This window comes from Streptomonospora halophila, from assembly GCF_039542725.1.
GTDB lineage: Bacteria > Actinomycetota > Actinomycetes > Streptosporangiales > Streptosporangiaceae > Streptomonospora > Streptomonospora halophila.
In genome coordinates this window covers 99020-123799 of the sequence record NZ_BAABIK010000002.1, presented here as the reverse complement: position 1 = coordinate 123799, position 24780 = coordinate 99020, and the positions used below count along the sequence as shown (strand labels likewise).

General features: G+C 71.5%; 47 protein-coding genes. 44 read left to right on the top strand and 3 right to left on the bottom strand.

Going from position 1 to position 24780, the window contains the following annotated elements; all coding sequences use genetic code 11:
• Positions 1 to 54 precede the first annotated feature (54 nt).
• The 9 genes from ABEA15_RS02740 (at position 55) to ABEA15_RS02700 (ending at position 4732) form a co-directional block, all read left to right on the top strand.
• Complete coding sequence (locus ABEA15_RS02740) at positions 55 to 306, top strand: hypothetical protein (RefSeq protein ID WP_345555339.1); 252 nt, start codon at positions 55 to 57, stop codon at positions 304 to 306.
• On the top strand, positions 303 to 920 hold the full coding sequence (locus ABEA15_RS02735; protein WP_345555338.1) for a 3'-5' exonuclease: 618 nt from the start codon (positions 303 to 305) through the stop codon (positions 918 to 920). The genes ABEA15_RS02740 and ABEA15_RS02735 overlap by 4 nt, the downstream gene beginning before the upstream one ends.
• The gene (locus tag ABEA15_RS02730; RefSeq protein ID WP_345555337.1) at positions 917 to 1240 is read left to right on the top strand and encodes a hypothetical protein; all 324 of its coding nucleotides are present in this window, start codon (positions 917 to 919) and stop codon (positions 1238 to 1240) included. The genes ABEA15_RS02735 and ABEA15_RS02730 overlap by 4 nt, the downstream gene beginning before the upstream one ends.
• An 89-nt stretch (positions 1241 to 1329) precedes the next feature.
• Entirely contained in the window at positions 1330 to 1608 is a 279-nt protein-coding gene (locus tag ABEA15_RS02725) for a hypothetical protein (protein ID WP_345555336.1), read from the top strand.
• Positions 1605 to 2096, top strand: a complete 492-nt coding sequence (locus ABEA15_RS02720; RefSeq protein WP_345555335.1) for a RusA family crossover junction endodeoxyribonuclease — start codon at positions 1605 to 1607, stop codon at positions 2094 to 2096. The genes ABEA15_RS02725 and ABEA15_RS02720 overlap by 4 nt, the downstream gene beginning before the upstream one ends.
• Positions 2093 to 2413 (top strand): WhiB family transcriptional regulator, encoded by a 321-nt coding sequence (locus tag ABEA15_RS02715; protein ID WP_345555334.1) that lies wholly within the window; start codon positions 2093 to 2095, stop codon positions 2411 to 2413. Before ABEA15_RS02720 ends, ABEA15_RS02715 begins: the two co-directional genes overlap by 4 nt.
• Positions 2410 to 3198, top strand: a complete 789-nt coding sequence (locus ABEA15_RS02710; RefSeq protein ID WP_345555333.1) for a hypothetical protein — start codon at positions 2410 to 2412, stop codon at positions 3196 to 3198. Before ABEA15_RS02715 ends, ABEA15_RS02710 begins: the two co-directional genes overlap by 4 nt.
• Positions 3199 to 3257: 59 nt before the next feature.
• Positions 3258 to 3923 carry a hypothetical protein gene (locus ABEA15_RS02705; RefSeq protein ID WP_345555332.1) on the top strand — a complete coding sequence of 222 codons (666 nt, stop codon included), beginning with the start codon at positions 3258 to 3260 and terminating at the stop codon, positions 3921 to 3923.
• A 47-nt stretch (positions 3924 to 3970) separates the two neighbouring features.
• Positions 3971 to 4732: a DNA-methyltransferase gene (locus ABEA15_RS02700; protein WP_345555331.1), complete on the top strand. Its 762-nt coding sequence runs from the start codon at positions 3971 to 3973 to the stop codon at positions 4730 to 4732.
• Positions 4733 to 4785: 53 nt separating this feature from the next.
• Here ABEA15_RS02700 and ABEA15_RS02695 read toward each other — a convergent pair whose 3' ends face one another.
• Positions 4786 to 5283, bottom strand: coding sequence for a GIY-YIG nuclease family protein (locus tag ABEA15_RS02695; RefSeq protein ID WP_345555330.1), 498 nt, complete (start codon positions 5281 to 5283; stop codon positions 4786 to 4788).
• The gene (locus ABEA15_RS02690) at positions 5280 to 5501 is read right to left on the bottom strand and encodes a hypothetical protein (protein ID WP_345555329.1); all 222 of its coding nucleotides are present in this window, start codon (positions 5499 to 5501) and stop codon (positions 5280 to 5282) included. Before ABEA15_RS02690 ends, ABEA15_RS02695 begins: the two co-directional genes overlap by 4 nt.
• A 130-nt stretch (positions 5502 to 5631) precedes the next feature.
• Here ABEA15_RS02690 and ABEA15_RS02685 point away from each other — a divergent pair, with 130 nt between their 5' ends.
• The 30 genes from ABEA15_RS02685 (at position 5632) to ABEA15_RS02540 (ending at position 19497) form a co-directional block, all read left to right on the top strand.
• A complete protein-coding gene (locus tag ABEA15_RS02685; protein ID WP_345555328.1) occupies positions 5632 to 5877 on the top strand; it encodes a hypothetical protein in 246 nt (81 codons plus the stop codon).
• On the top strand, positions 5874 to 6185 hold the full coding sequence (locus ABEA15_RS02680; protein WP_345555327.1) for a hypothetical protein: 312 nt from the start codon (positions 5874 to 5876) through the stop codon (positions 6183 to 6185). The genes ABEA15_RS02685 and ABEA15_RS02680 overlap by 4 nt, the downstream gene beginning before the upstream one ends.
• A 77-nt stretch (positions 6186 to 6262) precedes the next feature.
• The gene (locus ABEA15_RS02675; protein ID WP_345555326.1) at positions 6263 to 6583 is read left to right on the top strand and encodes a hypothetical protein; all 321 of its coding nucleotides are present in this window, start codon (positions 6263 to 6265) and stop codon (positions 6581 to 6583) included.
• A gap of 73 nt (positions 6584 to 6656) precedes the next feature.
• Positions 6657 to 6851 (top strand): hypothetical protein, encoded by a 195-nt coding sequence (locus tag ABEA15_RS02670; protein ID WP_345555325.1) that lies wholly within the window; start codon positions 6657 to 6659, stop codon positions 6849 to 6851.
• A gap of 65 nt (positions 6852 to 6916) precedes the next feature.
• Positions 6917 to 7123: a hypothetical protein gene (locus tag ABEA15_RS02665; RefSeq protein WP_345555324.1), complete on the top strand. Its 207-nt coding sequence runs from the start codon at positions 6917 to 6919 to the stop codon at positions 7121 to 7123.
• Between the two features lie 20 nt (positions 7124 to 7143).
• Positions 7144 to 7824, top strand: coding sequence for a hypothetical protein (locus tag ABEA15_RS02660; protein ID WP_345555323.1), 681 nt, complete (start codon positions 7144 to 7146; stop codon positions 7822 to 7824).
• On the top strand, positions 7821 to 8105 hold the full coding sequence (locus ABEA15_RS02655; protein ID WP_345555322.1) for a hypothetical protein: 285 nt from the start codon (positions 7821 to 7823) through the stop codon (positions 8103 to 8105). The genes ABEA15_RS02660 and ABEA15_RS02655 overlap by 4 nt, the downstream gene beginning before the upstream one ends.
• A complete protein-coding gene (locus tag ABEA15_RS02650; protein ID WP_345555321.1) occupies positions 8105 to 8287 on the top strand; it encodes a hypothetical protein in 183 nt (60 codons plus the stop codon). The genes ABEA15_RS02655 and ABEA15_RS02650 overlap by 1 nt, the downstream gene beginning before the upstream one ends.
• A 79-nt stretch (positions 8288 to 8366) precedes the next feature.
• Positions 8367 to 8603: a hypothetical protein gene (locus ABEA15_RS02645; protein WP_345555320.1), complete on the top strand. Its 237-nt coding sequence runs from the start codon at positions 8367 to 8369 to the stop codon at positions 8601 to 8603.
• A 60-nt stretch (positions 8604 to 8663) separates the two neighbouring features.
• Entirely contained in the window at positions 8664 to 9050 is a 387-nt protein-coding gene (locus ABEA15_RS02640; protein WP_345555319.1) for a hypothetical protein, read from the top strand.
• Complete coding sequence (locus ABEA15_RS02635) at positions 9047 to 9193, top strand: hypothetical protein (RefSeq protein ID WP_345555318.1); 147 nt, start codon at positions 9047 to 9049, stop codon at positions 9191 to 9193. Before ABEA15_RS02640 ends, ABEA15_RS02635 begins: the two co-directional genes overlap by 4 nt.
• Positions 9190 to 9579: a hypothetical protein gene (locus ABEA15_RS02630; RefSeq protein ID WP_345555317.1), complete on the top strand. Its 390-nt coding sequence runs from the start codon at positions 9190 to 9192 to the stop codon at positions 9577 to 9579. Before ABEA15_RS02635 ends, ABEA15_RS02630 begins: the two co-directional genes overlap by 4 nt.
• Before the next feature lie 34 nt (positions 9580 to 9613).
• A complete protein-coding gene (locus ABEA15_RS02625; RefSeq protein WP_345555316.1) occupies positions 9614 to 10309 on the top strand; it encodes a hypothetical protein in 696 nt (231 codons plus the stop codon).
• Positions 10306 to 11139, top strand: coding sequence for a hypothetical protein (locus tag ABEA15_RS02620; RefSeq protein WP_345555315.1), 834 nt, complete (start codon positions 10306 to 10308; stop codon positions 11137 to 11139). Before ABEA15_RS02625 ends, ABEA15_RS02620 begins: the two co-directional genes overlap by 4 nt.
• A 96-nt stretch (positions 11140 to 11235) precedes the next feature.
• On the top strand, positions 11236 to 12342 hold the full coding sequence (locus ABEA15_RS02615; protein ID WP_345555314.1) for a hypothetical protein: 1107 nt from the start codon (positions 11236 to 11238) through the stop codon (positions 12340 to 12342).
• Positions 12339 to 12923 (top strand): hypothetical protein, encoded by a 585-nt coding sequence (locus ABEA15_RS02610; protein ID WP_345555313.1) that lies wholly within the window; start codon positions 12339 to 12341, stop codon positions 12921 to 12923. The genes ABEA15_RS02615 and ABEA15_RS02610 overlap by 4 nt, the downstream gene beginning before the upstream one ends.
• Positions 12920 to 13081, top strand: coding sequence for a hypothetical protein (locus tag ABEA15_RS02605; protein ID WP_345555312.1), 162 nt, complete (start codon positions 12920 to 12922; stop codon positions 13079 to 13081). The genes ABEA15_RS02610 and ABEA15_RS02605 overlap by 4 nt, the downstream gene beginning before the upstream one ends.
• Positions 13068 to 13325, top strand: coding sequence for a hypothetical protein (locus ABEA15_RS02600; protein ID WP_345555311.1), 258 nt, complete (start codon positions 13068 to 13070; stop codon positions 13323 to 13325). Before ABEA15_RS02605 ends, ABEA15_RS02600 begins: the two co-directional genes overlap by 14 nt.
• A gap of 169 nt (positions 13326 to 13494) precedes the next feature.
• Positions 13495 to 14067, top strand: a complete 573-nt coding sequence (locus tag ABEA15_RS02595) for a MazG nucleotide pyrophosphohydrolase domain-containing protein (protein WP_345555310.1) — start codon at positions 13495 to 13497, stop codon at positions 14065 to 14067.
• Positions 14067 to 14435, top strand: a complete 369-nt coding sequence (locus ABEA15_RS02590) for a hypothetical protein (RefSeq protein WP_345555309.1) — start codon at positions 14067 to 14069, stop codon at positions 14433 to 14435. The genes ABEA15_RS02595 and ABEA15_RS02590 overlap by 1 nt, the downstream gene beginning before the upstream one ends.
• Positions 14436 to 14501: 66 nt before the next feature.
• On the top strand, positions 14502 to 14861 hold the full coding sequence (locus ABEA15_RS02585) for a hypothetical protein (RefSeq protein ID WP_345555308.1): 360 nt from the start codon (positions 14502 to 14504) through the stop codon (positions 14859 to 14861).
• On the top strand, positions 14858 to 15121 hold the full coding sequence (locus ABEA15_RS02580) for a hypothetical protein (protein ID WP_345555307.1): 264 nt from the start codon (positions 14858 to 14860) through the stop codon (positions 15119 to 15121). The genes ABEA15_RS02585 and ABEA15_RS02580 overlap by 4 nt, the downstream gene beginning before the upstream one ends.
• Positions 15114 to 15458, top strand: a complete 345-nt coding sequence (locus tag ABEA15_RS02575) for a hypothetical protein (RefSeq protein WP_345555306.1) — start codon at positions 15114 to 15116, stop codon at positions 15456 to 15458. Before ABEA15_RS02580 ends, ABEA15_RS02575 begins: the two co-directional genes overlap by 8 nt.
• Positions 15455 to 15916, top strand: coding sequence for a hypothetical protein (locus ABEA15_RS02570; protein WP_345555305.1), 462 nt, complete (start codon positions 15455 to 15457; stop codon positions 15914 to 15916). Before ABEA15_RS02575 ends, ABEA15_RS02570 begins: the two co-directional genes overlap by 4 nt.
• A complete protein-coding gene (locus ABEA15_RS02565) occupies positions 15909 to 16697 on the top strand; it encodes a DUF433 domain-containing protein (RefSeq protein ID WP_345555304.1) in 789 nt (262 codons plus the stop codon). The genes ABEA15_RS02570 and ABEA15_RS02565 overlap by 8 nt, the downstream gene beginning before the upstream one ends.
• Complete coding sequence (locus tag ABEA15_RS02560) at positions 16694 to 17041, top strand: DUF2493 domain-containing protein (protein WP_345555303.1); 348 nt, start codon at positions 16694 to 16696, stop codon at positions 17039 to 17041. The genes ABEA15_RS02565 and ABEA15_RS02560 overlap by 4 nt, the downstream gene beginning before the upstream one ends.
• Positions 17042 to 17244: 203 nt before the next feature.
• Positions 17245 to 17505, top strand: coding sequence for a hypothetical protein (locus ABEA15_RS02555; RefSeq protein ID WP_345555302.1), 261 nt, complete (start codon positions 17245 to 17247; stop codon positions 17503 to 17505).
• Positions 17502 to 17912, top strand: coding sequence for an HIT family protein (locus tag ABEA15_RS02550; protein ID WP_345555301.1), 411 nt, complete (start codon positions 17502 to 17504; stop codon positions 17910 to 17912). The genes ABEA15_RS02555 and ABEA15_RS02550 overlap by 4 nt, the downstream gene beginning before the upstream one ends.
• A gap of 121 nt (positions 17913 to 18033) precedes the next feature.
• On the top strand, positions 18034 to 18681 hold the full coding sequence (locus tag ABEA15_RS02545) for a phage minor head protein (protein ID WP_345555300.1): 648 nt from the start codon (positions 18034 to 18036) through the stop codon (positions 18679 to 18681).
• Positions 18682 to 18801: 120 nt separating this feature from the next.
• Entirely contained in the window at positions 18802 to 19497 is a 696-nt protein-coding gene (locus ABEA15_RS02540; protein WP_345555299.1) for a hypothetical protein, read from the top strand.
• A 115-nt stretch (positions 19498 to 19612) separates the two neighbouring features.
• Here ABEA15_RS02540 and ABEA15_RS02535 read toward each other — a convergent pair whose 3' ends face one another.
• Positions 19613 to 20104, bottom strand: coding sequence for a hypothetical protein (locus ABEA15_RS02535; protein ID WP_345555298.1), 492 nt, complete (start codon positions 20102 to 20104; stop codon positions 19613 to 19615).
• Positions 20105 to 20192: 88 nt separating this feature from the next.
• Here ABEA15_RS02535 and ABEA15_RS02530 point away from each other — a divergent pair, with 88 nt between their 5' ends.
• From ABEA15_RS02530 to ABEA15_RS02510, 5 genes are all read left to right on the top strand, one after another.
• On the top strand, positions 20193 to 20747 hold the full coding sequence (locus tag ABEA15_RS02530; protein WP_345555297.1) for a hypothetical protein: 555 nt from the start codon (positions 20193 to 20195) through the stop codon (positions 20745 to 20747).
• Entirely contained in the window at positions 20692 to 21981 is a 1290-nt protein-coding gene (locus ABEA15_RS02525; RefSeq protein WP_345555296.1) for a PBSX family phage terminase large subunit, read from the top strand. The genes ABEA15_RS02530 and ABEA15_RS02525 overlap by 56 nt, the downstream gene beginning before the upstream one ends.
• Positions 21982 to 21991: 10 nt before the next feature.
• Positions 21992 to 22165 carry a hypothetical protein gene (locus ABEA15_RS02520; protein ID WP_345555295.1) on the top strand — a complete coding sequence of 58 codons (174 nt, stop codon included), beginning with the start codon at positions 21992 to 21994 and terminating at the stop codon, positions 22163 to 22165.
• On the top strand, positions 22166 to 23803 hold the full coding sequence (locus tag ABEA15_RS02515) for a phage portal protein (RefSeq protein ID WP_345555294.1): 1638 nt from the start codon (positions 22166 to 22168) through the stop codon (positions 23801 to 23803).
• Positions 23804 to 24020: 217 nt separating this feature from the next.
• Positions 24021 to 24770: a hypothetical protein gene (locus tag ABEA15_RS02510; protein ID WP_345555292.1), complete on the top strand. Its 750-nt coding sequence runs from the start codon at positions 24021 to 24023 to the stop codon at positions 24768 to 24770.
• Positions 24771 to 24780: the final 10 nt, after the last annotated feature.

The window sequence follows — 24780 nt, the reverse complement described above, 5'->3', positions numbered from 1 at the left end:
TTTGGCCGCCGCCCGCGAAGGGCGGCGGCCCCCGCACCCGAGGTGCCGCTGACCGTGGTGGACACCGGTGACTCCGCGGCCGCTCACGCAACCCGCGCGCACCGCGCCGGCCAGGACGCCCGCCTGCTGCACGTGCGGCACCTGTCCGGCACCCACCTGGTGGACCTGGACGAGGTCGACGCGCTCGCGTCCGACGCCGAGCAGTACTGGCGCAGCTTCCGGTCGGCGCTGGCCGCCGAAGTCGCCGCCGCTGAGCGGATCGCCGCCGCACAAACCCCTGACGACCTCGCCGGAGGAACCCAATGAGCCCCCGACCCCTGGCATTCCTGGACACGGAAACAACCGGCCTAGACCCCGACCTGCACGACGTGTGGGAGATCGGCCTGATCCTCCAGCGCCCCTTCATGGACGACGTCGAGGCCGCCTGGATGATCCGCCCCGACCTGACCCACGCCGACCCCAAGGCACTGGAGATCAGCCGGTTCTACCACCGCTTCTACTCCTTCGGTGACGGCCGCGACGACCCGGTCGGCGCGGGCCGCCTCACCCACGGTGACCCGGACGTGGTCCACCAGCCCGTCGATGCCGCCGAGGTCGCGCACGCGCTCGCCGAACTCTTGGCCGGCGCCGTCATCGTCGGCGTCAACCCGGCGTTCGACGTGGCGTTCCTGTCGCGGTGGATGCGGCGCCACGGCCACGTGTGGACGGCTCACTACCGCACGATCGACGTCACCACGCTCGGGCTGGGCCATCTGATCCTCGACTGCCCGGACTATCCGGTGCGGGGGATGGTGCCCAGCTCGGAGACCGTCTCCACGATGCTCGACATCGAGCCGGCCGGGTACGAGCGGCACACCGCACTGGGTGACGCCCGGTGGGCGAAGGCGCAGTACGACCGCCTGCTCGGGAGTACCTCATGAGCCCCCTCCACCAGCCGCGGTTGACCGCCCGCGAGTGGCGGCGCACCCCCGAGGCCGCCCCGATGCCGGGGGAGGAGCGGCTGCGCGCCATCGTCACCCCCGCCGACGCAGCCGAGCGGGAGCAGGCCGAGCCGGCCGAGGTGCGCGGCGCGATCCGCCCCACCACCGACGCGACGACACCGCCCGCCGGGGTGTCGGAGTGGGCGTGCCGCCACTGCGACCGGCCCGAAACCAAACACGGCATCCGGTACGCCGCGCTGGCCGGTTGGCACGGCTACGAGCCGTCCCTCACCGCCTGGGCGCTCACAGCGCCCGCCTGAGACCACCCCTGGATGCGCCGCCCGGGATCTGGCGGGGGCCCGGGCGGCGCACACCCGCCAACCCCGCCGCACACGAAAGGAGGCCCCAGGTGGGCATCACCCGCACCCGGCGAAACCAGCTCATCTGGCAGGTCGCCGCCCTCGCCACCCAGTCCTACAGCGACGTCGCCATCGCCGAACACCTCGGGATCAACCGCGACACCGTCGCCCGCTACCGCCGAGCCACCCAACCCGACCAGGAAGACCGCCCGATCCCGCACGGCACCCCCGGCGGCTACACCCACCACGGCTGCCGGTGCGATCCCTGCACCGCCGCCAACCGCGAGAACTGCCGCCGCACCCGGGCGGCAAGGAAGGAGACACCGTGACCGCGACCAACCCGATCCCGCTCGTCCTCGCCGGATGGGACCTGTCCATTACCGCCAACGGCACCCCCGCCGGCCAAGGCCGCGTGTCGTTCCTCGGCAAGGGCCGCCCGGCCATCCACTCCAACCAGAAGACGCTGAAGCCGTGGCGGGCCGCGATCATGGCCGCCGCCGAGCGGGCGATGCTGCACCACCGCCACGCGACCCTGGCCGGGGTGCCGGTGCAGACCGACATCACCATCACCGTGCCCAAGCCGTCCTCGGCACCGAAGCGCCGCCGGACGTGGCCGGTGACGCGCTTCTCCAGCGATCTCGACCACCACGTTCGCGCGATCCACGACTCCCTGTCCGAGGCGAAGGTGTTCGCTGACGACTCGCAGGTGGTGGAGATGTCGGCCCGCAAGGTCTACCCGGGCGAGCACGAGTTCGCGCTGTCCGAGCCGGGCGCCGTGGTGCACGTGCGGGTGCTGCCTGAGGCGGTGGCACGATGACCGGCTACCGCGCTCACGAGCCCGGCACCGTCGGCCTGGCCGCCCGATCCCGGTGGGGGTGGGCACAGCACGCCGCATGCCAGGGCGAGAGCTTGGAGCTGTTCTTCGGCCGCGACGGCGAGCGCGCCGCCGAGCGAGAGCAGCGGGAGGCCAAGGCCAAGGAGATCTGCCAGGCGTGCCCCGTGCGCACCGAATGCGCCGACTACGCCGTCGCCCGGCCGGAGAAGCACGGCACGTGGGGGGCCACCACCCCCGAGGAGCGGGTCACCATCCGCCGCTCCCGCATGCGCCGCACCCAAGCAGGGAGGGCCGCATGAGCACCATCCCCCACGGCACCTACGCCGGATACAAACACCACGGCTGCCACTGCGACCCCTGCAACCAGGCCCGCCGCGACTACGAGAACGACCGGTCCCGCGCGATCGCCTACGGCACCTGGAGCCCGTGGGGCGACGCCGACGCCGTCCGCGCCCGCATCACCGCCCTGAAGGCCGCAGGATGGTCCATCAAAGCGGTCGCGACCGCCGCCCGCACTACCGAGGACGTCGTCCGCAACCTGGGCCGCGACCCCGGCCGCCGCGTCCGCGCCGAGGTCGCCGCCCGAATCCTCGAGATCGACCAGCTCTGGCCCGCCGGGTACGTGCCCGCGGTCGGGTCGGTGCGCCGCCTCCGCGCGCTGGCCGTGATTGGCCACGGCCTCTGCGAGGTGTCGGCCGAGTCCGGCCTGTCGGTGTCGGGCCTGTCGAAGCTGCGGGCGGGCCAGAGGTGGACGCAGGCCCGCACTCCGGCGGCTGTCGAGGTGGCGTATACGCGGCTGGAGATGCGCCCGGCGTCTTCACCGCGCGCCGGGATTATCCGTGAGCGCGCCCGCGCTGCGGGCTGGGCGCCGCCGCTGGCGTGGGACGACATCGACGACCCGGACGCGGTCCCGGACCTGGGCGAGCGTGTGCCGCGGTTCGTGGCGATCGGTGAGGACGCCGCCGAGCTGGTGGCCCTGGGTTATCCCAAGCACGCGATCGCGGAGCGGTTGGGCGTCACCCGGGGCTATGTCACCTCCGCGCTGACCGCGCACCACCGCCGCATCCACCGGGCCGCCGCATGACGACGCCCCGCCGGGTCTTGGCCGGCGGGGCGCACCCCCACACAACCACAGGAGGACACATGCCCTACCCGACGCTGTTTGCCACCCCCGGCGTCCGCGATTTCGCCGAGGCCGTCGACGCCGAGCGGCAGCGCCAGCTCGCCAAATGGGGCGAGCAGCACCACCCCGACGGGACCGGGTGGCGCTGCTTCGGAGCGACAGCGCAGAACTGGAAGGACGTCTGCGAGCAGGCCGCCAGGGACGGCGCGACGGAGTGGGCGCCGATCCTCCTCGAAGAGGTCTACGAGGCGCTCGTCGAGGACGACGCCGCGAAGCTCCGCGCCGAGCTGGTCCAGGCCGCCGCCGTGATCGCCGCATGGGTCGCCGACCTCGACAGCCGCCAAGCCTGCCCCCGCTACAGCCCGCGCCGACCTGGCGCGGGCCATAACCCCACAGGAGGACACGTGAAGTACCGCAAGAAGCCCGTGACCGTGGACGCCGTCCGCTACACCGGCGACAACCTCGCCGAGGTCGAAGCCTTCCTGGGGCGCGAGGCCAAGGCCGAAGAGGCGACCCTGCCCGGCCCCGGCCGCGGCCTGCACGAGGGCATCCGTATTCGCACCCTCGAAGGCACCATGACCGCCTCGGTCGGCGACTGGGTGGTGAAGGGTACGCGCGGCGAGTTCTACCCGGTCAAGCCGGACCCGTTCGCCGACACCTTCGAGCCCGCGCCCGAGGACGCCTGACCCGACGACCCGCCCGGGGCCGACCGCCCCGGGCGCAGGAGGCTGCTGTGGACCCCTACTACTCCGACGAAACCGTCCAGCTCTACCTGGGCGACGCCCGCGAGGTGCTGCCCGCGCTCGGCATCACCGCGGACTGCGCCGTGGCCGACCCGCCCTACGGCGGCGAGACCAGCCTGGACTGGGACACGTGGCCCGACGGGTGGCTCGACACCGTAGCCGCGCACACCAGCTCGCTGTGGTGCTTCGGGTCCATGCGCATGTTCCTCGCACGCAGTCAGGAGTTCGCGGCGGCCGGGTGGAAGCTCTCCCAAGACGTGATCTGGGAGAAGCACAACGGCAGCGGGTTCGCGTCCGACCGCTTCAAACGCGTCCACGAGCAGGTGACCCACAGGTACCGCGGCGCCTGGTCAGGCATCCACCACGACACCCCGCGGGAACGCGTCGACGAGCCCAGCGACAAGTACCGCCGCAGCGACGTCCGCGCCGGCATCGCGCACACCGGAAAGATCGGCGCGCACAACCATGTCCGCGACGGCACCCGCCTGACCCGATCGGTCATCAAGGGCCGCAACCTGCACGGCCATTCGCTCCACCCGACCCAGAAACCCACCGGCCTCGTATCGCTTCTGGCCTCCTACGCCTGCCCCGAGGGCGGTCTGGTGCTCGACCCGTTCGCCGGCAGCGGGTCCACGCTGGTCGCCGCCCGCGAGACGGGGAGGCGCGCCATCGGGGTGGAGGCCCACGAGCCTTACGCGGAGGCCGCCGCCCGCCGGTTGGCCCAAGACGTGCTGCCACTGGAGGCCACCTGATGGCGGGCACACGAAACGCCCGGCGCGCGCGCCGGGGGAGAAGCGGGGCGGGCTCAGCTCTCGGGGCGCCGTGGCAGCTCTGCGCCGGGCTCGCCGACGTACCAGCGCACGAACGAGCGCAGCACCTTGGACATGTCGGCTTCGGGGTCGGGGCTGCGTTCGACGGCGGCGGCGAAGCGTTCCCACAGGTCGTCACTGGTGCGGAGCTTCCGCTCTCCGGCGGAGCGGCGTCGGCGCGTGGTCACGGGGCCTTTCCGCGAATCCGGCGCCTTCGGCTTGGGGGTGATGAGTTGGTAGCGCGAGGAGCCGTCTTCGGCGGGAAGTGCGCGATTCCGTGCCGGGCGTTCGGCTCGGACCGCCCTCGCCTCAGCGGTAGCGGCTTCAAGCCGAGTCTCGAACCACACCACCTCCGTCCGGTGTACTTCTCGCCGCCACCAGTTCTTCTCCAGGGCGTGTTCGTTCCAGCGGTGCCGTGGGTTGGTGCTGATGCCGACGTACAGGAGTGCTCCGTCGGCGGCGAAGGCTCGGTAGAGCGCGGTCCGCTTGCTCATGCCTGCCCCTCGTCGACCTTGCGCGCCGTGTCTTCGAGGCGCCGCACCTGCTCGCGGGTGATGTCGAGTTCCTTGGCGATGGCGGACTGCTTGACGCCGCGCTCGCGGACGCGGGCGATAGCGCGGCCGAGGTCGAGGCGGGCGTCGCGCTCGGCCTGCTTGGCCTTCTCGATGCGGGCGTTGGCCTCGCGGATCTCTGTGAGGTCGCTGTCGGTCATGGCGACAGTTTCGCATAGCAACATGTGGCCAATTCTAAGGTGGCAACACTCAATATGGCAACATGACTTGTGGCCACATTGGATGTGGCATAGAGTGGGGCCATCAGCCACCGCACCACAGGAGGCCCCGATGACCGGAGTCCCGACCCGCCTCGACCACCACAACGGCCAGCCCATCCGCATCGGCGACCGCGTCACCGTCACCGACCACCTCGGCACCGTCACGGGCTACGTCGGCCGCGTCACGGCCAGCGCCACCGAACCCCGCAGCTACGGACTGTTCCTCGCCGACAGCCCCCGCAGCAACAACGGATGGCTGATCGACATCCCCGCCATCGGCCCCCGCCCCCTGATCGAAGAGGACCCCCGCCGATGACCCGCCGCCACATCGTCGAACGCACCCGCTCCGGCAAGTACCGGGTCCGCGACACCGAGAAGAACACCGTCACCAACACCCTGCCCAAGCGCGACGCCGAGCAGCTCGCCGCCTCCAACAACCGCCGCGACCGCATCGGCCGCGTCGTCGACCTCACCGAGATCCATTCCGCCCGCCGCACCAAGCGCGGCTGGCAAATCCTCATCAAAGGCAAGGTCGCGGCGGGTTGGGAGTTCCGGTCCCTGGAGGCCTGCCGGATGTTCGCGACGGAGGGCATCACCCCCGCTCTCGCCAAACACAAGGTCTAGCCCGCCCGGTGCCTACGCCGCCCCTTCGGGGGCGGCCAGGGGACCAGGACGGTCCACCCGACAGAACGGAGAACACCGTGACCATCACCGACATCGCCACCCAGGGCCGCACCGACTACACCAACCTCCTCCAGCGCAAGGAAACCGCCGCCAACGCGGACTCCGCCGGGGCCCTGCTGGAGGAGGCCGGGGTGCAGCACGTCATCAACCAGCACCTCGACACCCTCGGCGAGGACCCCGCCCCCGAGCAGCTGATCGCCAAGGCGCAGGAGTTCGAGGCCGACGCACAGGAGAACCGCTCCGAGCACCCCCACGACGCCGTCTACCTGGCCGCAGCGGCGCGCCTGGACGCCTACGCCTACCGGCTGCGCGCCGCGGCTGAGCGCCTGCCGGCCTGACCCGCATACGCACAGGGGCCGCCCCCAGCGGTAGGAGGGGCGGCCCCGCCCCAGCAAACCACAGGAGGGTCCGATGACCGACAACCCTGAGCCCGACCTCGCCGCAATCGAGGCCCACTTCGCCGCCCTCGGGTTCCCGGTGGTGGACATCGACGAGTGGGCTCCGGTCCACGCCCCCGGCTGGCTCGCCGAACTGGAGGCCGAGGCCGGGGTGCCGCACATCAGCAACCGGGCGGAGAACCTACCCGACCACCCGCCCGTCGCCTGACCCGGTTGTTGCCGCTGCCGCCCGCGGGGCGGTGGCGGGAGCACCCGACACACCTGGAGGAGCACATGGACGTAGACGAGGTCCGCCGCCGCGTCGCCGGAGTCGCTGAACACGCCAAGCGTGTCGGCGACAACGAGGCCGCCCACTGCGACGAGGACGCGCTGTACATCGAGGTGCTGCGGGCGGTTGCCCAGGGCGCCCCGAACGCGGCCGAGCTGGCCGCTGAGGCGCTGCACGCTCGCGACCTGGATTTCACCCGCTGGTACGCCTGACCACCTTTTGAGGAGCCCGTATGACCGACACCGACCGTCCGATCCCCGTGTCTGTGGCCGACGCCATCGACGTCGCCCGCGAGGCCGCCCGCGCCGTGGTCGACCACGAACCGCAGGAGGGCTGGAACGCCCTCGGCGACCCCGACCTCGGGCAGGGCGGCAGCCGTGAGTGGTCCGTGCCCGACGCCTGCACCCAGGCGGTGGTGGGCGTGCTGCTGCCGCACCTGACCGGGCAGGGCGCCGCCCGCCCCGACCTCGACGCCATCGCCGCCCGCAAACAGGCCGCCTCCAAGGAGGTCGCCCGCCTGTGCAACGGCGGCCGCTGGGAGATGCGCGTCCCCGCCCGCCCCGACGCCGACAGCGACATGGTGATCAGCCGCTCCCTGTCCGACATCGACGTGCTCACGGCGGAGGTGCGGCGACTGACCGCCGAGCTGACCGACGCCGAGTACGGCGCCCAGCGGGCTCTGACGCAAATCCTGGAGCTGCGCGAACTGCGCAAGCAGGCGAGCGACCACATCACCGAGCTGAACCGCGAGCTGGAGACCGCCCGCCGCGAGGAGCGCGAACGGTGCGCCGCCGCCGTCGAAGCGCGCGCGCACCGCGAAAGCCCGTGGTGGCTGCGCGAGCTGGTTGCCGAAGGCGCCAACCGCATCCGCGCCCTGCCCGACGCCACCCCCACCACCGAGGAGACCCAGTGACCCCCGCCGAGGTCATCACCCGCGCCCGCGCCGCATACCAGCGCGTCCACGGCCACACCCACCAGTGGGACGCCATCACCGCCGCCGCCAACAGCCACACCGACCCCGCAGCGGCGGCCGACGCCCTCGCCCAGGCCACCCCGACCCGCGCCGACATCGTCACTGGCGGGCCGTGGGGCACCGCCCTGCACGCGCTGGACGAAGCCGCCGGCCTTGACTGGCCCGCGCACAGGGCCGCGTGCACACGCCGATACCAGGACCGACGCACCGAGGAGAGCTGATGGCCACCGACCTGCCCGACTACATCGAGATCGCCTACTCCCACATCACCCGCTCATGGGGCGTCACCTGCACCGCCTGCCCCCACAAGATGCGCAACGCCGGGGCCACCGAGGACGCCGCCGCCCACGTGGCCCGCATGCACCTCGACCACGACCACAGCGGATGGAACACGACCGCCTGACAGCCCGCCCGGATCGAGCCGGCGCCCCGCTGCAAGGCGGGGCGGGCACGCAGAACCACCGACCGCGAAGGAGTAGTCCATGGCCCGCTACCACGTCGCCTACGAAACCGAACTCGTCGCCCACATCACCGTCGAAGCCGAAAACCGCGACGAAGCCACCAGCAAGGCCGCCGACCTGCTCGTGATGACCCAGAACCGCATCAGCCCGCACCTCGACGCCGTGTCCAACGCCGACCCGAACGTCGAGTTCGGCGAGGAGTGGCGACTGTCCCGCGTCGACTGGCTCAACCGGCACGGCCGCACTATCCCCGCCTGACCCACACCCGCGCCGGGCGGGCCCGCCACCGCCCGGCCACCACACACCCAGGAGGACACCATGCCGCGCATCACCGACTACGCACCCTGGCCCGACCAGAACACCCCCGATATCGCCCACCAACTCGCCAAAGCCTTCACCGCACAGACCCTCTGGTCCACCGGCGCCCAGCAAGCCCACATCGGCGCCGTCGACGGCCAGTTCATGACGCACACCCGCATCGCCTGCTCCTCCTACGTCGCCGCCCGCCTGCTGCGCGCCCTGACCCAGCACGCCCCCGAGGTCGCCGACGAGGTCGCCCGCGAGATCGCCGCCGGGCTCGCCGACGGACAGACCGTCCAGCTCGACCCCGCCCAGTGGGCGCACGAGTACGGACTCGACTCCGAACAGGTCGCCGCCGCGGGCGAGACCGCGAACCGGATCCGCACCCAGGAGGCCGACGCATGAGCACCCACCCCGACCACGACGACTACGACGAGCCCGTCTTCCCCGAGGACGGCGCCGTAGACGAACTCCGCGCCGACGCCGACGCACACGACCGGTTCCGCGCCGAACGCCGCCGCGGCTTCACCGAGGACGACGACGGATGAGCACCGTCGCCGCGGACCTCCGTAACGCCGCCGGGCTCATCAGCATCCGCACCGGCAGCCTCGGCCTCGCCACACTCACGCCCGTCGCAGACGGACACCGCGCCGGCTTCGGCGTCGCCTACCCGCCCGGCGGCGACCACCAGACCCACATCACCCACCACGGAACCCCCGTAGCCCAGGCCGTCGGCGAAGACGCCGCCGACTACCTCGCCCTATGGGGGCCCGCCGTCACCCACCACCTCGTCGACTGGCTCCTGTACTGCGCCGACGACGCCGCAGCCATGGACGACCCCCACGACTGGGGCGCCTGCGAACACCCGCTGGAGGTGCAGCGCGCCCACGGACTCGCCAGCGCGCTCCTACAGACCGAACACGCCAACGCCTGAGACCGCGGCCCCAACCGCAACGAAAGGAGACCACGTGACTGAGATCGCCGTCAGCCCCGCCCGCGCCCGCGAGCTGACCGACCGCATCAAGATCGCCGTGGACGCCACCTGGGCGCTCATCACCGAGGCCTACACCACCCGCGCGTGGGCCGCCCTCGGCTACGACTCCTGGGACGCCTACTGCGCCGAGGAGTTCGGCGCCGCCCGGCTGAAGCTGCCCCGCGAAGAGCGGCAAGAAGTCGTCGGGTCACTACGCGACGCCGGCCTCAGCATCCGGGCGATTGCCTCGGCCACCGGCAGCAGTAAGACGACCGTCACGGGCGATCTGTCCCAGATTGGTACACCTGACACAACCACCGGCACAGATGGCCGCTCCTACAGCGCTCGAGGCTACGAGCCGACCGACAACTCTGCCCGCTTCGACATGGGCGAGTTCTGGGAGCCCTCGGCAGACGCCCCCGCACCCCTGCCCGATCGCCAGGACGCTGCCGACAGCGCCGCAGCCGCCATCGAGAAGCAGGTCACCAAGCCGCGGGCGCCGCGCACCGACGTCGTCGGCACCGTCTCCGCGCTACTCACAAAAACCGAAGACGCCGCTTCCCTCGCCGGCCGGATCACCTCCGACCACATGGCTCAGAGAAGCGAAGAGGCGGCGGTGTGGAGCCGCCGCCTCGAAACCGCGCTGGAACCCCTCCAGCGCCTGCTCAACACCTTCAAGGAGAACCAGTGACCATCCTTCCGTTCCAGGGTAACGCCGCCGAACCCGCCCACGACATCGTCGACGTCACCCCCGAGACCGCCATCCGCTGGCTCGCCAACAACGAACGCAACCGCAACCTCAACGGCGCCAAGGCCGCCCAGTACGCCCGCGACATGCGCAACGGCAACTGGCAGTTCAACGGCGACCCCATCCGGTTCGACGCCAAAGGACGCCTGCTCGACGGCCAGCACCGGCTCACCGCCATCAAGATGTCGGGCACCACCCAGCGGATGCTCATCATCACCAACCTGCCCGAAGCCACGCAGGACACCATGGACATCGGTCGGCCCAGGCGCATGTCCGACCAGCTCCAGATCTCCGAGGAAGTCCACTCCACCCTGCTCGCGGCGATCCTGCGGATCGTCACCGCCTACGACCTCGGGGCGCGCAGCTTCTCCACCGCCTCGCCCACCCAGGCGGAGATGCGGGACTTCCTGCGCGCCCACCCGCAGGTGCGCCGCGCCGCGGAACTGGCGTCCAAAGGCCAGAAGTACGTGCCCGCCATGCCCAGCGCGTTCGGCGCCACCTACTTCCTGGCCGCCCGGCGCGACGTGGAGTGGGCCGAACTGTTCTTCGGCCACCAGCTCCTGGAGGGCACCGGGCTCCACTCGGGCGACCCCGCGCACACGCTGCTGCGGCGGCTGAGCTTCGCCCGCGCCAACGGCCAGCGCATGGGCCTGGACGACCAGGTGCGCTACATCCTCCTGGCCTGGAACGCGTTCCGCGATGGGCGCCACCTCACCAAGCTGCAGGCGCCCAAGGGCGGTTGGACCACCGACAACTTCCCCGAGCCCAAGTAGGCCGGGCCCAACCTGGCCGCGGCCCTGCCCCGCCGCGGCCCCCTTCCCCTCACATTCCATCCCGACCGATTACGAGTAAGAACGCGGGGGCGCGACATGGCCCGAATCAGGACAATCAAGCCGGAGTTCTGGAGCTCGCCCGGCATCGAAACGATCAGCCCCTGGGCCCGGCTGCTCTTCATCGCCATGTGGAACTGGGCCGACGACGCCGGCCGCGGAACCTGCCAGCTCCGCGAGCTCCAGTCGTTCGCGTTCCCGCTGGACGAAGAGGCGCCCGTGGCCACGATGGGCGGGTTCCGGCAGGCGCTGGCCGAGGTCCGCGACCAGTTCGGCGTGGTCTTCTACAAGGTCGGCGGCCGCCCCTACTACGCGATCCCGTCGTGGAAGAGGCACCAGCGCAACGAGCGCACCGCCCAGTCGCGGTTTCCCGCCCCCGAGGAGGGGGAGCCGTGGGACTTCATGCCGCCTGACCGGGGGAGTGGCGGAACTTCCGACATGTTCCGACAGAGTGCGGCGGAAGTTCAGAGCGGTGCGGCGGAAGGTCGCGGAAGCCCTCCGCAGACCCCCGCACACGCCCCTTCGGCCAACGGGGAGGCCCACCCCCCTTCTGAGGGGGCAAACGCCCCCGACCCCGGACCCCAAACCGCCCTTGAGCTGGGAAGTGGCGGAACTTCCGACAATCTCCGCCACGGTGCGGCGGAAGCTCCGCAAACCTCCGGCCCTGGAACAGGGGAACAGGGGAACAGGGGAACAGGGGAACAGTCGTGTTCCGGATCCGGCACCGACCCGGCTTCCGCCGCCGACGGCGAGGACCTGTCCCCGAAGAATCGGGGACGCGACGACGCCCAGCGCCTGTGCGAGCACCTCCAGGAACGCATCGTCGCCAACGGCTCCAAGAAGCCGACCATCACCAACGACTGGCTCAACGCCGCCCGGCTCCTCCTCGACGCCGACGGCCGCACCGAGGAGCAGGTTCACGCCGCCATCGACTGGTGCCAGAACGACGACTTCTGGATGGCCAACATCCAGTCGATGCCCAAGCTCCGCAAGCAGTACGACACCTTGCGGCTCCAAGCCCAGCGCAAACCCTCCAACGTCGTGCCCTTCGCCTCCCGCCAGCAGCAGTCCGACGACCTGTTCGACCGAGCCATGGCCCGCGCCCGCGAGCGCGAAGCCCAGATGGGGATTGGAGACGCCCAGTGACCCCTTCCGAGACGACCACGCTGGCCCGCCTGGCGCGGGCGTGCTGCCCCCAGCAGCACTTCGACGAGTACACCCCCGACGCCTGGCACGACCTGCTCGGCGACCTCGCCTTCGACGACTGCCGGGAGGCGCTGGTCGCCGCGGCGAAGGCCAAGCCGTTCGTGTCGCCGGCCGAGATCCGGTCCGAGGTCAAGCGGATCCGCAAGGACCGACTGGCCAACGCCGACCTTGCGCTGCCGCCCGCCGACCCGGACGCGCGCGACTACAGCGCCCAGCTCAAGCAGATGCTGTCCACCCTGGCCGACGGCAAGCGGGTGGGCCCCGCGATCGTTGCGGCGCCCCGCGCGCCGTCGGCGCCCACCGACGAGTACGTGGCCGCCCGAGCTCAGGCCGCCCCGCCGCGCGCGGCCGAGGCTCCGGAGCCGCGGTTCGGTGAGGAGCAGTTGGACCCGCCCGGCGCGCCGCCGTGGTGCGGCCGGTGCCACCAGCAGTCCCGCACGCTCGCGGTGCTGACCGAGTCCGGTGACGGGTTCGACCGGGTGGCGTGCCCGACGTGCTCACCGAAAGGAGGCCGGTCATGAGTCCGATGACCGCTGAGCTGGTGGCGTTGCTGGAGGCGGAGCGGTTGCGGCCGACGCCCCCGCCGCCGCGGGAGTACCCGGACGGGCCGTCGGCGCACTGGCGGGAACTGCTGCCGCCGCCCTGCCCGGATCAGGGGGTGGGGGATGCAGGACGCTGAGGCGCCGTACCGGGCGCTGGTGGTGCAGGTGCTGCGCAACGCACCCGACGGCGCGGACCCCGAGGTGACGGCCGCGGACATCCTGCACGTACTGCGGGGCCACGGGTTCCGCCCGTCGCAGGCCCGTGTGGACGTCGAGGAGTGGCGGTCGGGGAGCGCGGCGCCGGCCACACCGGAGCAGGCGCGGGCTTACGCCGAGCGGATCCGCCGGTCGCTGGCGGATGGCGACGGGACCGCCCGGTGACCCGCCTGCCGTTGCCCGCCTTGCTGGTGCTCCCGCCCCCGCCGGCCGCGCTGGAGTCCAAGCGCCGCAGCCTGTCGTGCCGCGAGTGTTCCCGCCCGGTGGGTGCGGGCCGTGTCCGCCATCCCGCCTGCCTGACCGCCGCTGTCCGCCGCAAGGAAGGAGCCGCACGATGAGAACCACCCCCGACCGCGAGCGCGCGGGCCGCGCCATCGAACGCCGCATCGACGAGATGGGCTGGGAGTACAAAGAGATCGCCGACGCCGCGCGGATCTCCGTGGAGACCCTGTCGAGGATCCGCCGCGGCTACGCCGTCGCCCACCGCACCTACCGAAAGCTCGAACCCGCTCTCGGGTGGGGCGCCTACGCCATCGACGACCTGCTCGCCGCCCCGGACGCGGGCGTGCCGGAGGTCATGCCCGGCAAGCGGCGCCCGCTCCCGCCGACCACTGCCCGGAAGTCCGCCCCGGAGGGGCAGCCCGCAGCCGACGTGGTCGCGGACCTGTTCAAGCAGATGGGCATCGACGGCCAGTCGCCGCGGGAGTGCGTGGCGCACCTGTGCGAGGAGGTCGGGGAGCTGGCGAAGGCCACCCGCACCGGCGACCGCACCAACCTCGCCGAGGAGGTGGGTGACGTCGGGATTCTGCTGCACCGCATCGCCGCCCTGTACGGGGTCGACGTCGATCAGGCGATCAGGGAGAAGGCCGCCAGCAGGTTGGAGCGGCACCGGGGAGGCGAGTCGTGATGCCGATCCGCCCGGAGAACCGGACCCGGTACCCGAAGGACTGGCCCGCCATCTCCGCGGCCATCCGCTTCGACCGCGCCGAAAGCCGCTGCGAGTGCGCGGGGGAGTGCGGGCGCGGAACCCATGAGGGCCGCTGCCCCAACCGCCACGGCGAGTCGGCCTACGGCACCGGCTCCCGTGTGGTGCTGACCGTCGCCCACCTGGACCACACGCCCGAGAACTGCGACCCCGCCAACCTGGCCGCCATGTGCAACGGCTGCCACCTGCACTACGACCGGGGCCACCACGCCGAGACCGCGCGGGCCACCCGCGAGGCCGCCAGACGTGCGGCGGGGATCGTGCCGATCTTCGACCTGCCCGACGCATGAGGGGCGCACCGGACCGCTGGACCCGGCCCGGTGCGCCGACACCACCCAAACACGAAAGGCAACCTGATGCCCAGCTACAGCATCCACGTCACCGCCCAGACGGTCGACGACCACGACCCCGACGCCCTCCTCGAAGTCGTCGAACGGCTCGCCGCCGCACTACGGCCCGCCCTGCCCTACGGGACCGCGATCGAGGGCGTCCACGTCAACCGCGACAAGCCCGCCACCGACGACACCGACCGGTCGCTGTTCGTGGAGGCGGGCGACACCCTCCAGATCGCCGACAACGCCGCACACCGGACCGTGCGCGTGATCGCCGTCGATGAGGCTACCGACGAGCAGCCCGCGCGGCTCACGGTGCGCGAGTACGGCACCACCATGCAGGACGCCCTCAAGGCCCGGATGAACGCCGGGGGTGTCCGGTGACCACCGACCTCCTACGCCGCGCCGCCCAGCAGGCACGCGGCGACTCCGACCCCAGGTGGCACGCGGTCGCGGACTGGCTGGACAAGGAAGCTGCCATGCACATCGGCGTCGCCGTCGCCGCCGAGCGGATCGATGTCGCCTCGCAGGGCCGGGTGCGCCTTGTCGTCCGCGACGACGAGACGTTCCCCGGCAGCACGCTCCCGCAGGCGCTCGCCGTGGCCCGCTTGCTGGTGGGCGAGGAAGGACCGATCGATGAGTGACCTGCGCGACCGCATCGCCGAAGCGCTCGCTTCCGCCGCCATGCACCCGGACCCCAACGCGGACTGGACCGACGCGGTGATGGGCGTCGTCGGCCCCGAGATCGCCTCCCTGTGGGACCAGATCGACCGCGACCAACACACCGCCATGGACGCACACGCCGCCCTCGACCGGGTCCGCGAGCTGCACTGGCCTCGGGAAGCGCAGGCCCGCCCTGCCCTGACAACCACCGTCGGGGAAGTGCTCGCTGAGGGGTCCCCTCCCGGCGTGACGTGCGCGCGCTGCTGCGTGCCGCACCCCTGCCCGACCATCCGCACGATCGACGGGAGCACCCAGTGAGTGACACCCCCACCCTGACCGAAGCCGTCCGCGACGGCCTCCTCGACCACGAGTGGACGCCCGGCTTCAACTTCTCGCCCTACACCGCGCACCGCAACCACGACTTCGAGGGGTCCTGTGCGCTATGCCAGGGCGACGCCGAGCGGATCGCCGCACTCGCGCTGGAGATCGCCGGGGAGCAGCCGCCCACCCAGTGGGCCTACGACCGCGCATGCGGAGCACTGGAGAAGCAGCGGCAGCGCGCCGACGCCGCCGAAGCCGCGCTCGCCCGCGCCCGCTCCGCCCTGGCCGCCGAGATCGACGACATGGACCCCGACCACACCATGCGCACCGGGCTCACCGAACACACCGGAGACCAAGGCCACCCCGGCAACGCGTGGTGGCGGGCGTACTGCGAGGTCGGCGGGATGCTGCGCGCGCTCGCCTGCATCGACGAAGCAAGGGGCACCAATGAGTGACCGCATGCGCCAGGGCCGCAAGGTCGGGCGAACCCTGTACCTGACCGGCGAAGCCCCATCCGACAGCGACGCGTTCGTCGGCATGGTCGACACCCCCGAGTTGGCCGCGGAGATCGTGGCCGCGGTCAACGCCGCCCGCGACGCTGCCGATGGTCGCCCCGACGCCGAGCTGGAGCGGCTCCGCAGACTCGAACGGTCGATACAGGGCGCCGTGTGGGTCGCCCCGGGCCGCATGAGCGGACAGGCATGCGTCGGCGGGCACCGGGTCACCGCCCGACAGGTCGCCGGGCTGGTGCCCGACGTCGGCGAAGAAGGGGTCGCCCACTACTACCCCGGGGTGACGCCCTACGGGGCGGCGGCAGCGGTCTACTTCTGTGACCGCTACGTCGACCGGTACGACCGCGAGCGCGGCGAGGTCGACCCCCGCACCGAGGTTGAGGCGCACTGGGGCGGCGACCCCGAGCAGATCGTGTCCGCGTGGGAGCAGGATCGGGCGGAGCTCAAGGCGGAACTGGATCGGCTCGACACCGCTCTCGCCGAAGCCCGAACCGAGCACCGAGACGCCCTCGACAGCCTGCAGCGGACCCAGGCGGTCGCCGAGCACTGGCGGGCGGCCGCCGTCACCTGGCCCGAACCCATGAACACGGCGGCGCACCCGCTCAACCTCGTGCTCGACGCGGCCCGCGGCGAGACCGACCCGCAGATGCTCGGGATGTCGGCCGACGACCTCGCCGACGGGGTGCTGGCCGTCCGCCGGGCCGCGCGGGAGGAGGGCCAGTGAGGATCATCGTCACCGGCGGGCGCGACTACGGCGACGCCGACACCGTCGAGCGCGCCCTCCGCGGGCACCTCCCCGGGCCGCACACCATCGTGCACGGCGGCGCGCCAGGGGCAGACCGGCTCGCGCACTCCGTCGCCCGCGGCCTCGACTGGGAGCTCGAGCCCCACCCTGCGGACTGGGAGCGTCACGGCCGCGCGGCCGGCCCCATCCGCAACGTGGAGATGGCGCGCGCCGGCGCGGACCTGTGTATCGCGTTCCCGGGCGGGCGCGGGACCGCGGACATGGTGGCGCGTGCTGAGGCCGCCGGGACCCCCGTGCGCCGCGTTGCGGGGGAGGTGACGTGACCCCCAGCTTCTGGCCCGGACGGATCCGCTCGGGCGCGGGCACACCCGACCCCCGCTGAACCGCGGGCCGCCCCATGACCCAGGGCGGCCCCTGGACGGCGCCACAACGGCCACAGGAGCCACAACAGGCGCCAGGCGGCACACGGGTAACCCCCGCACCAGAAAAGCCCGCAGAATCCAAACCAGAACCTCAGGAGGGGAACATGCCCGAACCGGCCACACCCGCCTCGCCGTGGGCCTCCGCCGCACCCATCAGCGGCCACCTCGACCGGCGGCTACCCGCCGGCCTGTGGGAGTGCTGGACCTGCCGCGCCACCACGCCGAGCCCCATTGAGCACGCCAGGTGGCACGCCCACGAGCGCCACACCCTGCCCCGCACCCTCCCGCTCGGGTGGCGGCGCACCTACCAGACCGACCCCATCACCGGGCGCCGCACCGACGCCCTCACCAAGGAGACGACGTGACCACCTGCGTGTTCTGCGACATCGTCACCGGCAACGCCCCGGCAACCATCACCCGCGAATGGGGCGACGCCATCGCGTTCACCCCGCTCAACCCCGTCAACCCGGGCCACACGCTCGTGATCCCCCGCGTCCACGTGGACTCGGCCGTCACCGACCCCGACGTCACCGCGGCCACCATGCGCCGCGCCGCCCAGCTCGCGAAGGAGTCCGAGCACTCCAACATCCTCACGTCCATCGGGCGGCCCGCGACGCAGAGCATCTTCCACCTGCACATCCACGTCGTCCCGCGGCGTGCAGGCGACTGGCTGATGCTGCCGTGGGGAACCGCCGGAGACCCCCACAAGCCGCACTGGTGCAAGGTCGCCCAGAGCCTGCAAGACCAGCTCGACAAGGCGGCGACCGCATGAGCAGGGGCCGCCCGGCTTCCACCCCGGACGGCCCCCATGTCTGGCCCACGCTCGCACAACTGGCCCCCGAGCGGGGGCACCGTCAGCGTAAACCGCGGCACCGACAACACCGGGGGACCACATGAGCGTCACCGCACCCGAACCCACGGGGCAGACCACACCCGCGCAGCGCCTCGACACCGCCGAGCAGCAGGCCCAACAGCAGATCGACACGATCCTCGCCGCCGCAATGGCGGCCGGCATCACCGGCGCCGCCCTGCTGGCCGCGCTGCCCGCGCTCACCGCCGCCATCCTCAACCCTGCCCAGGCCGCGCTCGGTGTGGGTGCGGCGATCGCCCTGTCCGGCGGCACGCGGCGGGGGAGCGGACGGCTCGAAGAGGTGCCGCTGCCCACCCCGATCGACACCGACGTGGAGCAGTTGCTCCTCGACGCTGCCGCCAGGCTCGACGCCGCCGACGCCAAGCAGAAAGAGCTGGAGCGGATCAAGCGCAGGCTGCATCGGCTCGCCGTCACCAAGATCCACCAAGCCGCATCCGCGGGGACGCTCATGTACGCCCGCTTCCTCGGGCTCGGGCTCCGCTGGGTCACCCGCATGGACGGCCGCGCGTGCCCCACCTGCCGCGCCATGCACGGCCGCCGCGTCCCGCCCGGCGAACGCTTCGCCAACCCCCACGGCCCCGGAATCCCCAGGCGGATCTGGCCCGGATTCCACGGGCTCCCACCCATCCACCCGAACTGCCGCTGCCGTCCGGTCCCTGCCCGCACATGAAAGTGGGGCCCGCGCCCCTCAGCACAGGCCCCGCCCGAATAACCCCCCTGCGACCAGCCGAAAGGCGGAAGCAGTAGGCGCTCACCAGTATAAACGGGATAACCGGATTTTGGGGGCGCTTTGACCACTGCAAACGGGGCGAACTGCCAGCTCTGCGCACGGCCATCAGGAGACAACGCCTACACCTGCACCCGATGCGCCGAAACCCTCTCCGCAGCACTCCACGAGATCACCGGAGACGGCCGAACCCACGGGCTTGCCGAAGACCTCGACATCGCGCTCGCCAAGCAGGGCACCAAGCCGGAACGCGACGGCGCCCGCACCAAAGCGTCCGAGGCGCCGCTGCCCATCGACGTCCGCGCATCCGAAGCCGCCGGCGTGCTGCGGAACACCCTGGCGACGTGGGTCCGCGTCGTCCACGAAGACCAGCCGAAGCCGCTGCCCGCCGACACGCTCCCGGCCATGGCCAGCTGGCTCCTGCCCCTGTGCGGGTGGCTGCGCGGCCGCGACTACGGGCCCGAGTGCATCGACGAGATCACCGCCGCCGTCACCCAGGCCCGCCGCGCTGTTGACCTGCGCGTCCGCCGCATCCCCATCCCCACCCCCTGCCCCACAGTGGAGCTCGACGGCGACACGCCATACCCGTGCGGCGGCGCCCTGTACGCCCTGATCGCCCCCGGCCTGCCCATCGACGGGCAGATCCGGTGCGAGAACGACCGCGGCCACGACACCACCGTCGAGCAATGGGAGTGGCGGAGGAAGCAGGGGCGCCGCGTGTTGCGCCACTTGACAAACCGCGCTAACTTGGCGTCATAGTCAGCGCAGCTGTCTACAAGGCTTCGCGGGGCCCGGCCGATGTGTCGGGCCTTTCGCATGTCCGTGCCCGGCAGGCCCGACCTCACGTCGAGGGACGCCCCACCCTGCCGGGCGCCTACGCCGGCACCTCGACCTCCACACGATCCACCGCGTCCTCACGCGAGAACGTCTCCTCGACCTCGACCTCGCGGGCATCCTCCAGGATCCGGTGCTCCAACGCCGTCACCGTGATCTCGTAGAAGTCGACCAGAGGCGCGTCCACCACGAACATCAGCGTGCACTCATACGGGTCCTGCGACACCACCGACCCCAGCTCCGCCTGCTCGCCGCCGACCTCCGCCGTGCCCGACAGCGTCGACTTCCCCTCGCCTTCCGCGACGATGTCGCCGCCGCCGTCGCGCAGCACGTAGGACGGTGTGAGCCAGGCGCAGTAGTCGCCGTCCCCCTCGCCGCGGTTGCCGATCGTGTGAGAGCCGGTGGACAGCACTACCCGGATGGTGACGTCCTTCGGGGACTTGGCCGCTTCGGGCTCGGCCTCAGCGCCGCCGCACGCGGCCAATGGCAGCAGCAGCATGACTCCGACGCACGCGGCCCGCAGATGACGCATGGGATCTCCTCGCAACGGGGGATGCGCCCGAGCGGGAGGCGCGACAACACCAGCATTCTGACAGCAGACGGGCGGGGGTGAGCCGGTTGTGGCACGCGGCCAGCGCATCACCGACGACACCCGCACTGCCATCATCAACGACATCCGCAACGGCGGCACCTGCCGCGGAATCGCACGCGACCACGGCGTCAGCCCCGCGTCAGTCGCCAACATCGCCAAAGAAGCCGACCTGACCGACGCATTTGAACGTACAGCCACCGAACGCGCCACGCGCGCGAAGCAGGCCGACAACCGCGCCCGCCGCGCGCAACTCGCCTCCGACCTCCTCAACGACGCGGCACGGCTGCGCGAACAACTCTGGGAAGCCACCACCATCGGGGCGTTCGGCGGCCGCGAAGGCGACTGGCACGAAGCCCAAGTGCCCGAGCCGCCCTTCACCGACAAGCGGGCGATCCTCGCCGGGGTGCAGACCGCGGTGCGTTCCCACGTGGAGCTGGAGAAGGTCGACACCGGGTCCGGCGCCGAAGCTGCGGCGTCGATGCTCAGCAAGCTCGCCGTCGGCCTGAAGCAGGCGTGGGAGGACGGCGATGCTGGACTCGCTGCCGATGAGCCGCAAGCAGGTCCGGAGCATCGCGACGAGTGACGCCTCCGTCAACATCTGGGACGGGGCGATCCGCTCCGGCAAGACCATCGCGTCGCTGTTGCGGTGGTTGATCTACTGCGCGGACGCTCCCCGCGGCGGTGAACTCGTGATCATCGGGCGCACCCGGGAGGCCATTGGCCGCAACATCATGGGGCCTTTGCAGGACCCCGCGATTTTCGGGCCGATCGCGAAACAGGTGTCCTACACCACGGGCGCGCCGACGGCGACGATCCTCGGGCGGAAAGTCCACGTGATCGGCGCCTCGGACGCGAAGGCGGAAAAGGTCATCCGCGGTATGACCGTGGCCGGCGCCTACGTCGATGAGCTGACCGTGGTGCCGGAGGACTTCTTCGTGCAACTGCTCGGGCGTATGAGCGTGCCCGGGGCGAAGCTGTTCGCGACGACGAACCCGGACTCGCCGGCGCACTGGTTGAAGGTGAAGTTCCTCGACAAGCTGGGGCAGTTGCCGCACTGGCGGTACTGGCACTTCACGATGGACGACAACCCGGCCCTGACGGAGGACTACAAGGCGCGCAAGCGCGTGGAGTTCACCGGGCTGTGGTTCCGCCGGTTCATCCTCGGGGCGTGGGTGGCGGCTGAGGGTGCGGTGTTCCCGATGTGGGACCCCGACCTGCACGTGGTGTCGGAGCTGCCGCGGATGCGTCGCCTGCTCGGCGCCGGTATCGACTACGGCACCACGAACGCCACCGCGTGCCTGCTGCTGGGGCTTTCCGATGAGCGAGACGCGCGCGGTCGGGACGCGTCTCGGCTGTACGTGGTCGATGAGTGGCGGCACGACCCGCGGGCCGGGGCGATGTCGATGACCGACGGGCAGCTGTCGGAACACCTGCGCACGTGGCTGTCGGAGCCCCATGTGGCTGCGCAGCCGGAGTTGCGGCCGGAATACACCGTCGTCGACCCGTCCGCGGCGAGCCTGCGGGTGCAGATGTTCCGGGACGGGTGGACAACCACCCCCGCGGACAACGACGTGAACCGCGGCCTCGGCCTGGTCGCCACGCTGCTGGCCGAGCGTCGGCTGCTGGTGTCGGACCGGTGCACGGGCCTGATCTCGGAGATCCCCGGCTACTCCTGGGACGACAAGGCCACCGAGAAGGGCGAAGACAAGCCGCTGAAGGTGGCCGACCACTCGATTGACGGCACCCGCTACATCGTGACGACCGGCGAACCGCTGTGGCGGCCGCACCTCGTAGACCCCATGGATCTCGCAGCCTGAGGAGGCGGATGTGGCTGAGCTGGAGCAGGGCGCACCGCCGACCAAGGGCGAGTCGATGGCCAGCGCCGCCCGGTTGCTGCGGTGGGCCGAAGGGGAAACGGACCTGGCCCGCATGGAGCGTTTCACCGACCTCGCGCAGTGCTGGATCAACCTCGCGAGCCTCGACGACGAACAGGGGGCGTGAATGCCGCTCCCCGACGGTGACGTGCCCTGGCCGCCCAAAGACACCGAGCGCCCCATGGCGCACTACGACGCGTGGGCCGCCTGGTACTCCGGCGACCCCGACCAACTCGCCAGCGTCTACGGCGGCCACAACCACGGGCCCTACGGGCAACAGCCCCGACCCCGCCCCTCCACCTACCGCGGCGGCGTCGTCGGAACCATCGCGAAATGGTTCTGGGGTGCCCCGCCCAACGCGGCCCAGCAACCAACACGGCTGCACGTGCCCATCGCCGGCGACATCGCCGCCGTCAACGCCGACCTCCTCTACGGCGAACCCCCCACCCTGGCAGTGGAGGACAAGGCCACCCAGGACCGGCTCGACGAGCTGATGACCGCCGGCGGGCTGCACGCCGCGCTGCTGGAGGGCGCGGAGATCGCCTCAGCCTACGGCGGGGTGTTCCTGCGGGTGGGGTGGAACAGGCAGGTTGCCGACCATCCGCTGGTGGATGCGATCGCGCCGGACTGCGCCGCCCCGGAGTGGACGGGCCAGCACCTGCGCGCGGTCACGTTCTGGCGGATCCTCAGCGAGCCCGACGAGACGATGGTGGTGCGCCATCTGGAGCGCCACGAACCCGAGGTGGTGTACCACGGGCTGTACCACGGGTCGCGGGACAACCTCGGCACCAAGCAGCCACTGAAAAGCAACCCCGAGACCGAGCACCTCGCCGAGAGGATCACCACCGGCGCGAAGCGGCTCGCGGTGGAGTACCTGCCGAACATGCGCCCCAACCGGGTGATCCGCGGGACACCGCTGGGCCGGTCGGATTACTCGGGTGTGGAGCACCTGATGGACGCGCTCGATGAGGCGTGGTCGTCATGGATGCGCGACATCCGGCTCGGCAAGGGCCGGCTGGTGGTGCCCGACAGCTTCCTGCAGAACCGCGGGCGCGGACAGGCCGCCGGATTCGACGTCGAGCAGGAGCTGTACGCCCCCGTCAACGAGTTGCAGGGCGCCAAGGACTCGCTGGCGAACATGATGCAGCCGGTCCAGTTCGAGATCCGGGTGGATGAGCACTCCCGCACGTGCGCGGAGCTGACCGAGCAGATCGTGCGCGGGTCGGGGTTCTCGGCGCAGACCTTCGGTGAGTCGAAGGATCTGGCGGTGACCGCGACGGAGGTGCAGCACCGGGAACGCCGCACCTACTCCACGCGGGGCCGGAAGATTCAGTACCAGGATCCGCGGGTGTCCTCGCTCGCTCAGACGGTGCTGGAGATCGACAAGGCACAGTTCGCGTCGAGGGTGGCGCCGCAGCGGCCGACGCTGGATTGGCCGGACGGTGTGCAGGAGTCGCCGGAGCGGATCGCGACCACCGCGGAGTTGCTGCAGCGGGCCCGTGCGGCGTCCACGCAGACGCTGGTGCAGATGGTCAACCCCGACTGGGACGACACCGAGGTGCAGGCCGAGGTCAAGCGGATCGAGTCCGCTGAACAGGAGGCGCTGTCGCGCGCATCGTCGGCGCTCGTGAGCGGCCAGGGCAACGAGGAGGAGACCGATGGCGGGTCCGAGCAAGGACGAGCGGGAGAAGGCGGCCAGCAAGGGCAAGGCGATGCCCGACAAGGAGGGCAGCGGCGGCCGGTTCCCAGTGCGAAACCGCGGTGACCTCCAGAAGGCCATCAAGGCGGTCGGCCGCGCTAAGGGCGGCGAAGAGGGCCGCCGCAAGGTGCGCCGGTTCATCATCAAGCGGGCCCGCGAGCTGGGCCTCTCGAACATGATCCCAGACTCGTGGAGCTCAGACGGGTCCGCGAGCGAGTAGCTCATCCACCAGCAGCAGGGCCGTCCGGGTGGCGGCCCTTTCGCATGCCCAGGGAGACACATCATGCAGGACCCGACGGCGCCGGGCGCGCTCATCGGACACCGCAGCAACGGCCGCCCCATCTACCTGATCGCGGGCGGCTCCGAAGACGCCGCCGGCCAGGGCCAGCAGGACGTGGGCCAGGCCGACACGGGAAACGAAGACGCGCAGGCCGAAAGCCTGCTCGCCGACGCGGTCAACAGCCCAGACGACGGCTCCAACGACGGTGAGGGTCAGGCGCCCAAGACCTACGACGAGGCCTACGTCCAGAAGCTCCGCAACGAAGCCGCCTCCCGTCGGGTGCGGGAGAAGGAGCAGGAAACCGCAGCCGAGCAGGCCAGGCGGGAGAAGCAGGAACTCATCGACGCCTTCGCTAAGGCCGCTGGCCTGAAGGAAGACGACGGCCCTCCCGATCCGGAGCAGCTCACGAAGCAGCTCACCGAGGCGCAGCAGACAGCTCAAGAGCGCGACGCGGAACTGCGGACCCTGCGCATTGAGCGGGCCGCCGAGAAGGCCGCCCGCACCCACAGCGCCGATGTCGACGCGCTCCTCGACTCCCGCAGCTTCGCTCAGAAGCTCGCTGGCCTCGACCCCTCGGCGGACGACTTCGCGGCCTCGCTGGACGACCTCGTGAAGACCACCGTCGAATCCAACCCCAAGTACAAGGCCAGCCAGGCGCCGGCCGCTTCCAGCGCGGACTTCTCCAGCGGGACTGGTGAGAAGCGCAAACGCCCATCAGGACTGTTCGACGCCGTCAGCCGAACCTACGGCTGAGCGGCACCAC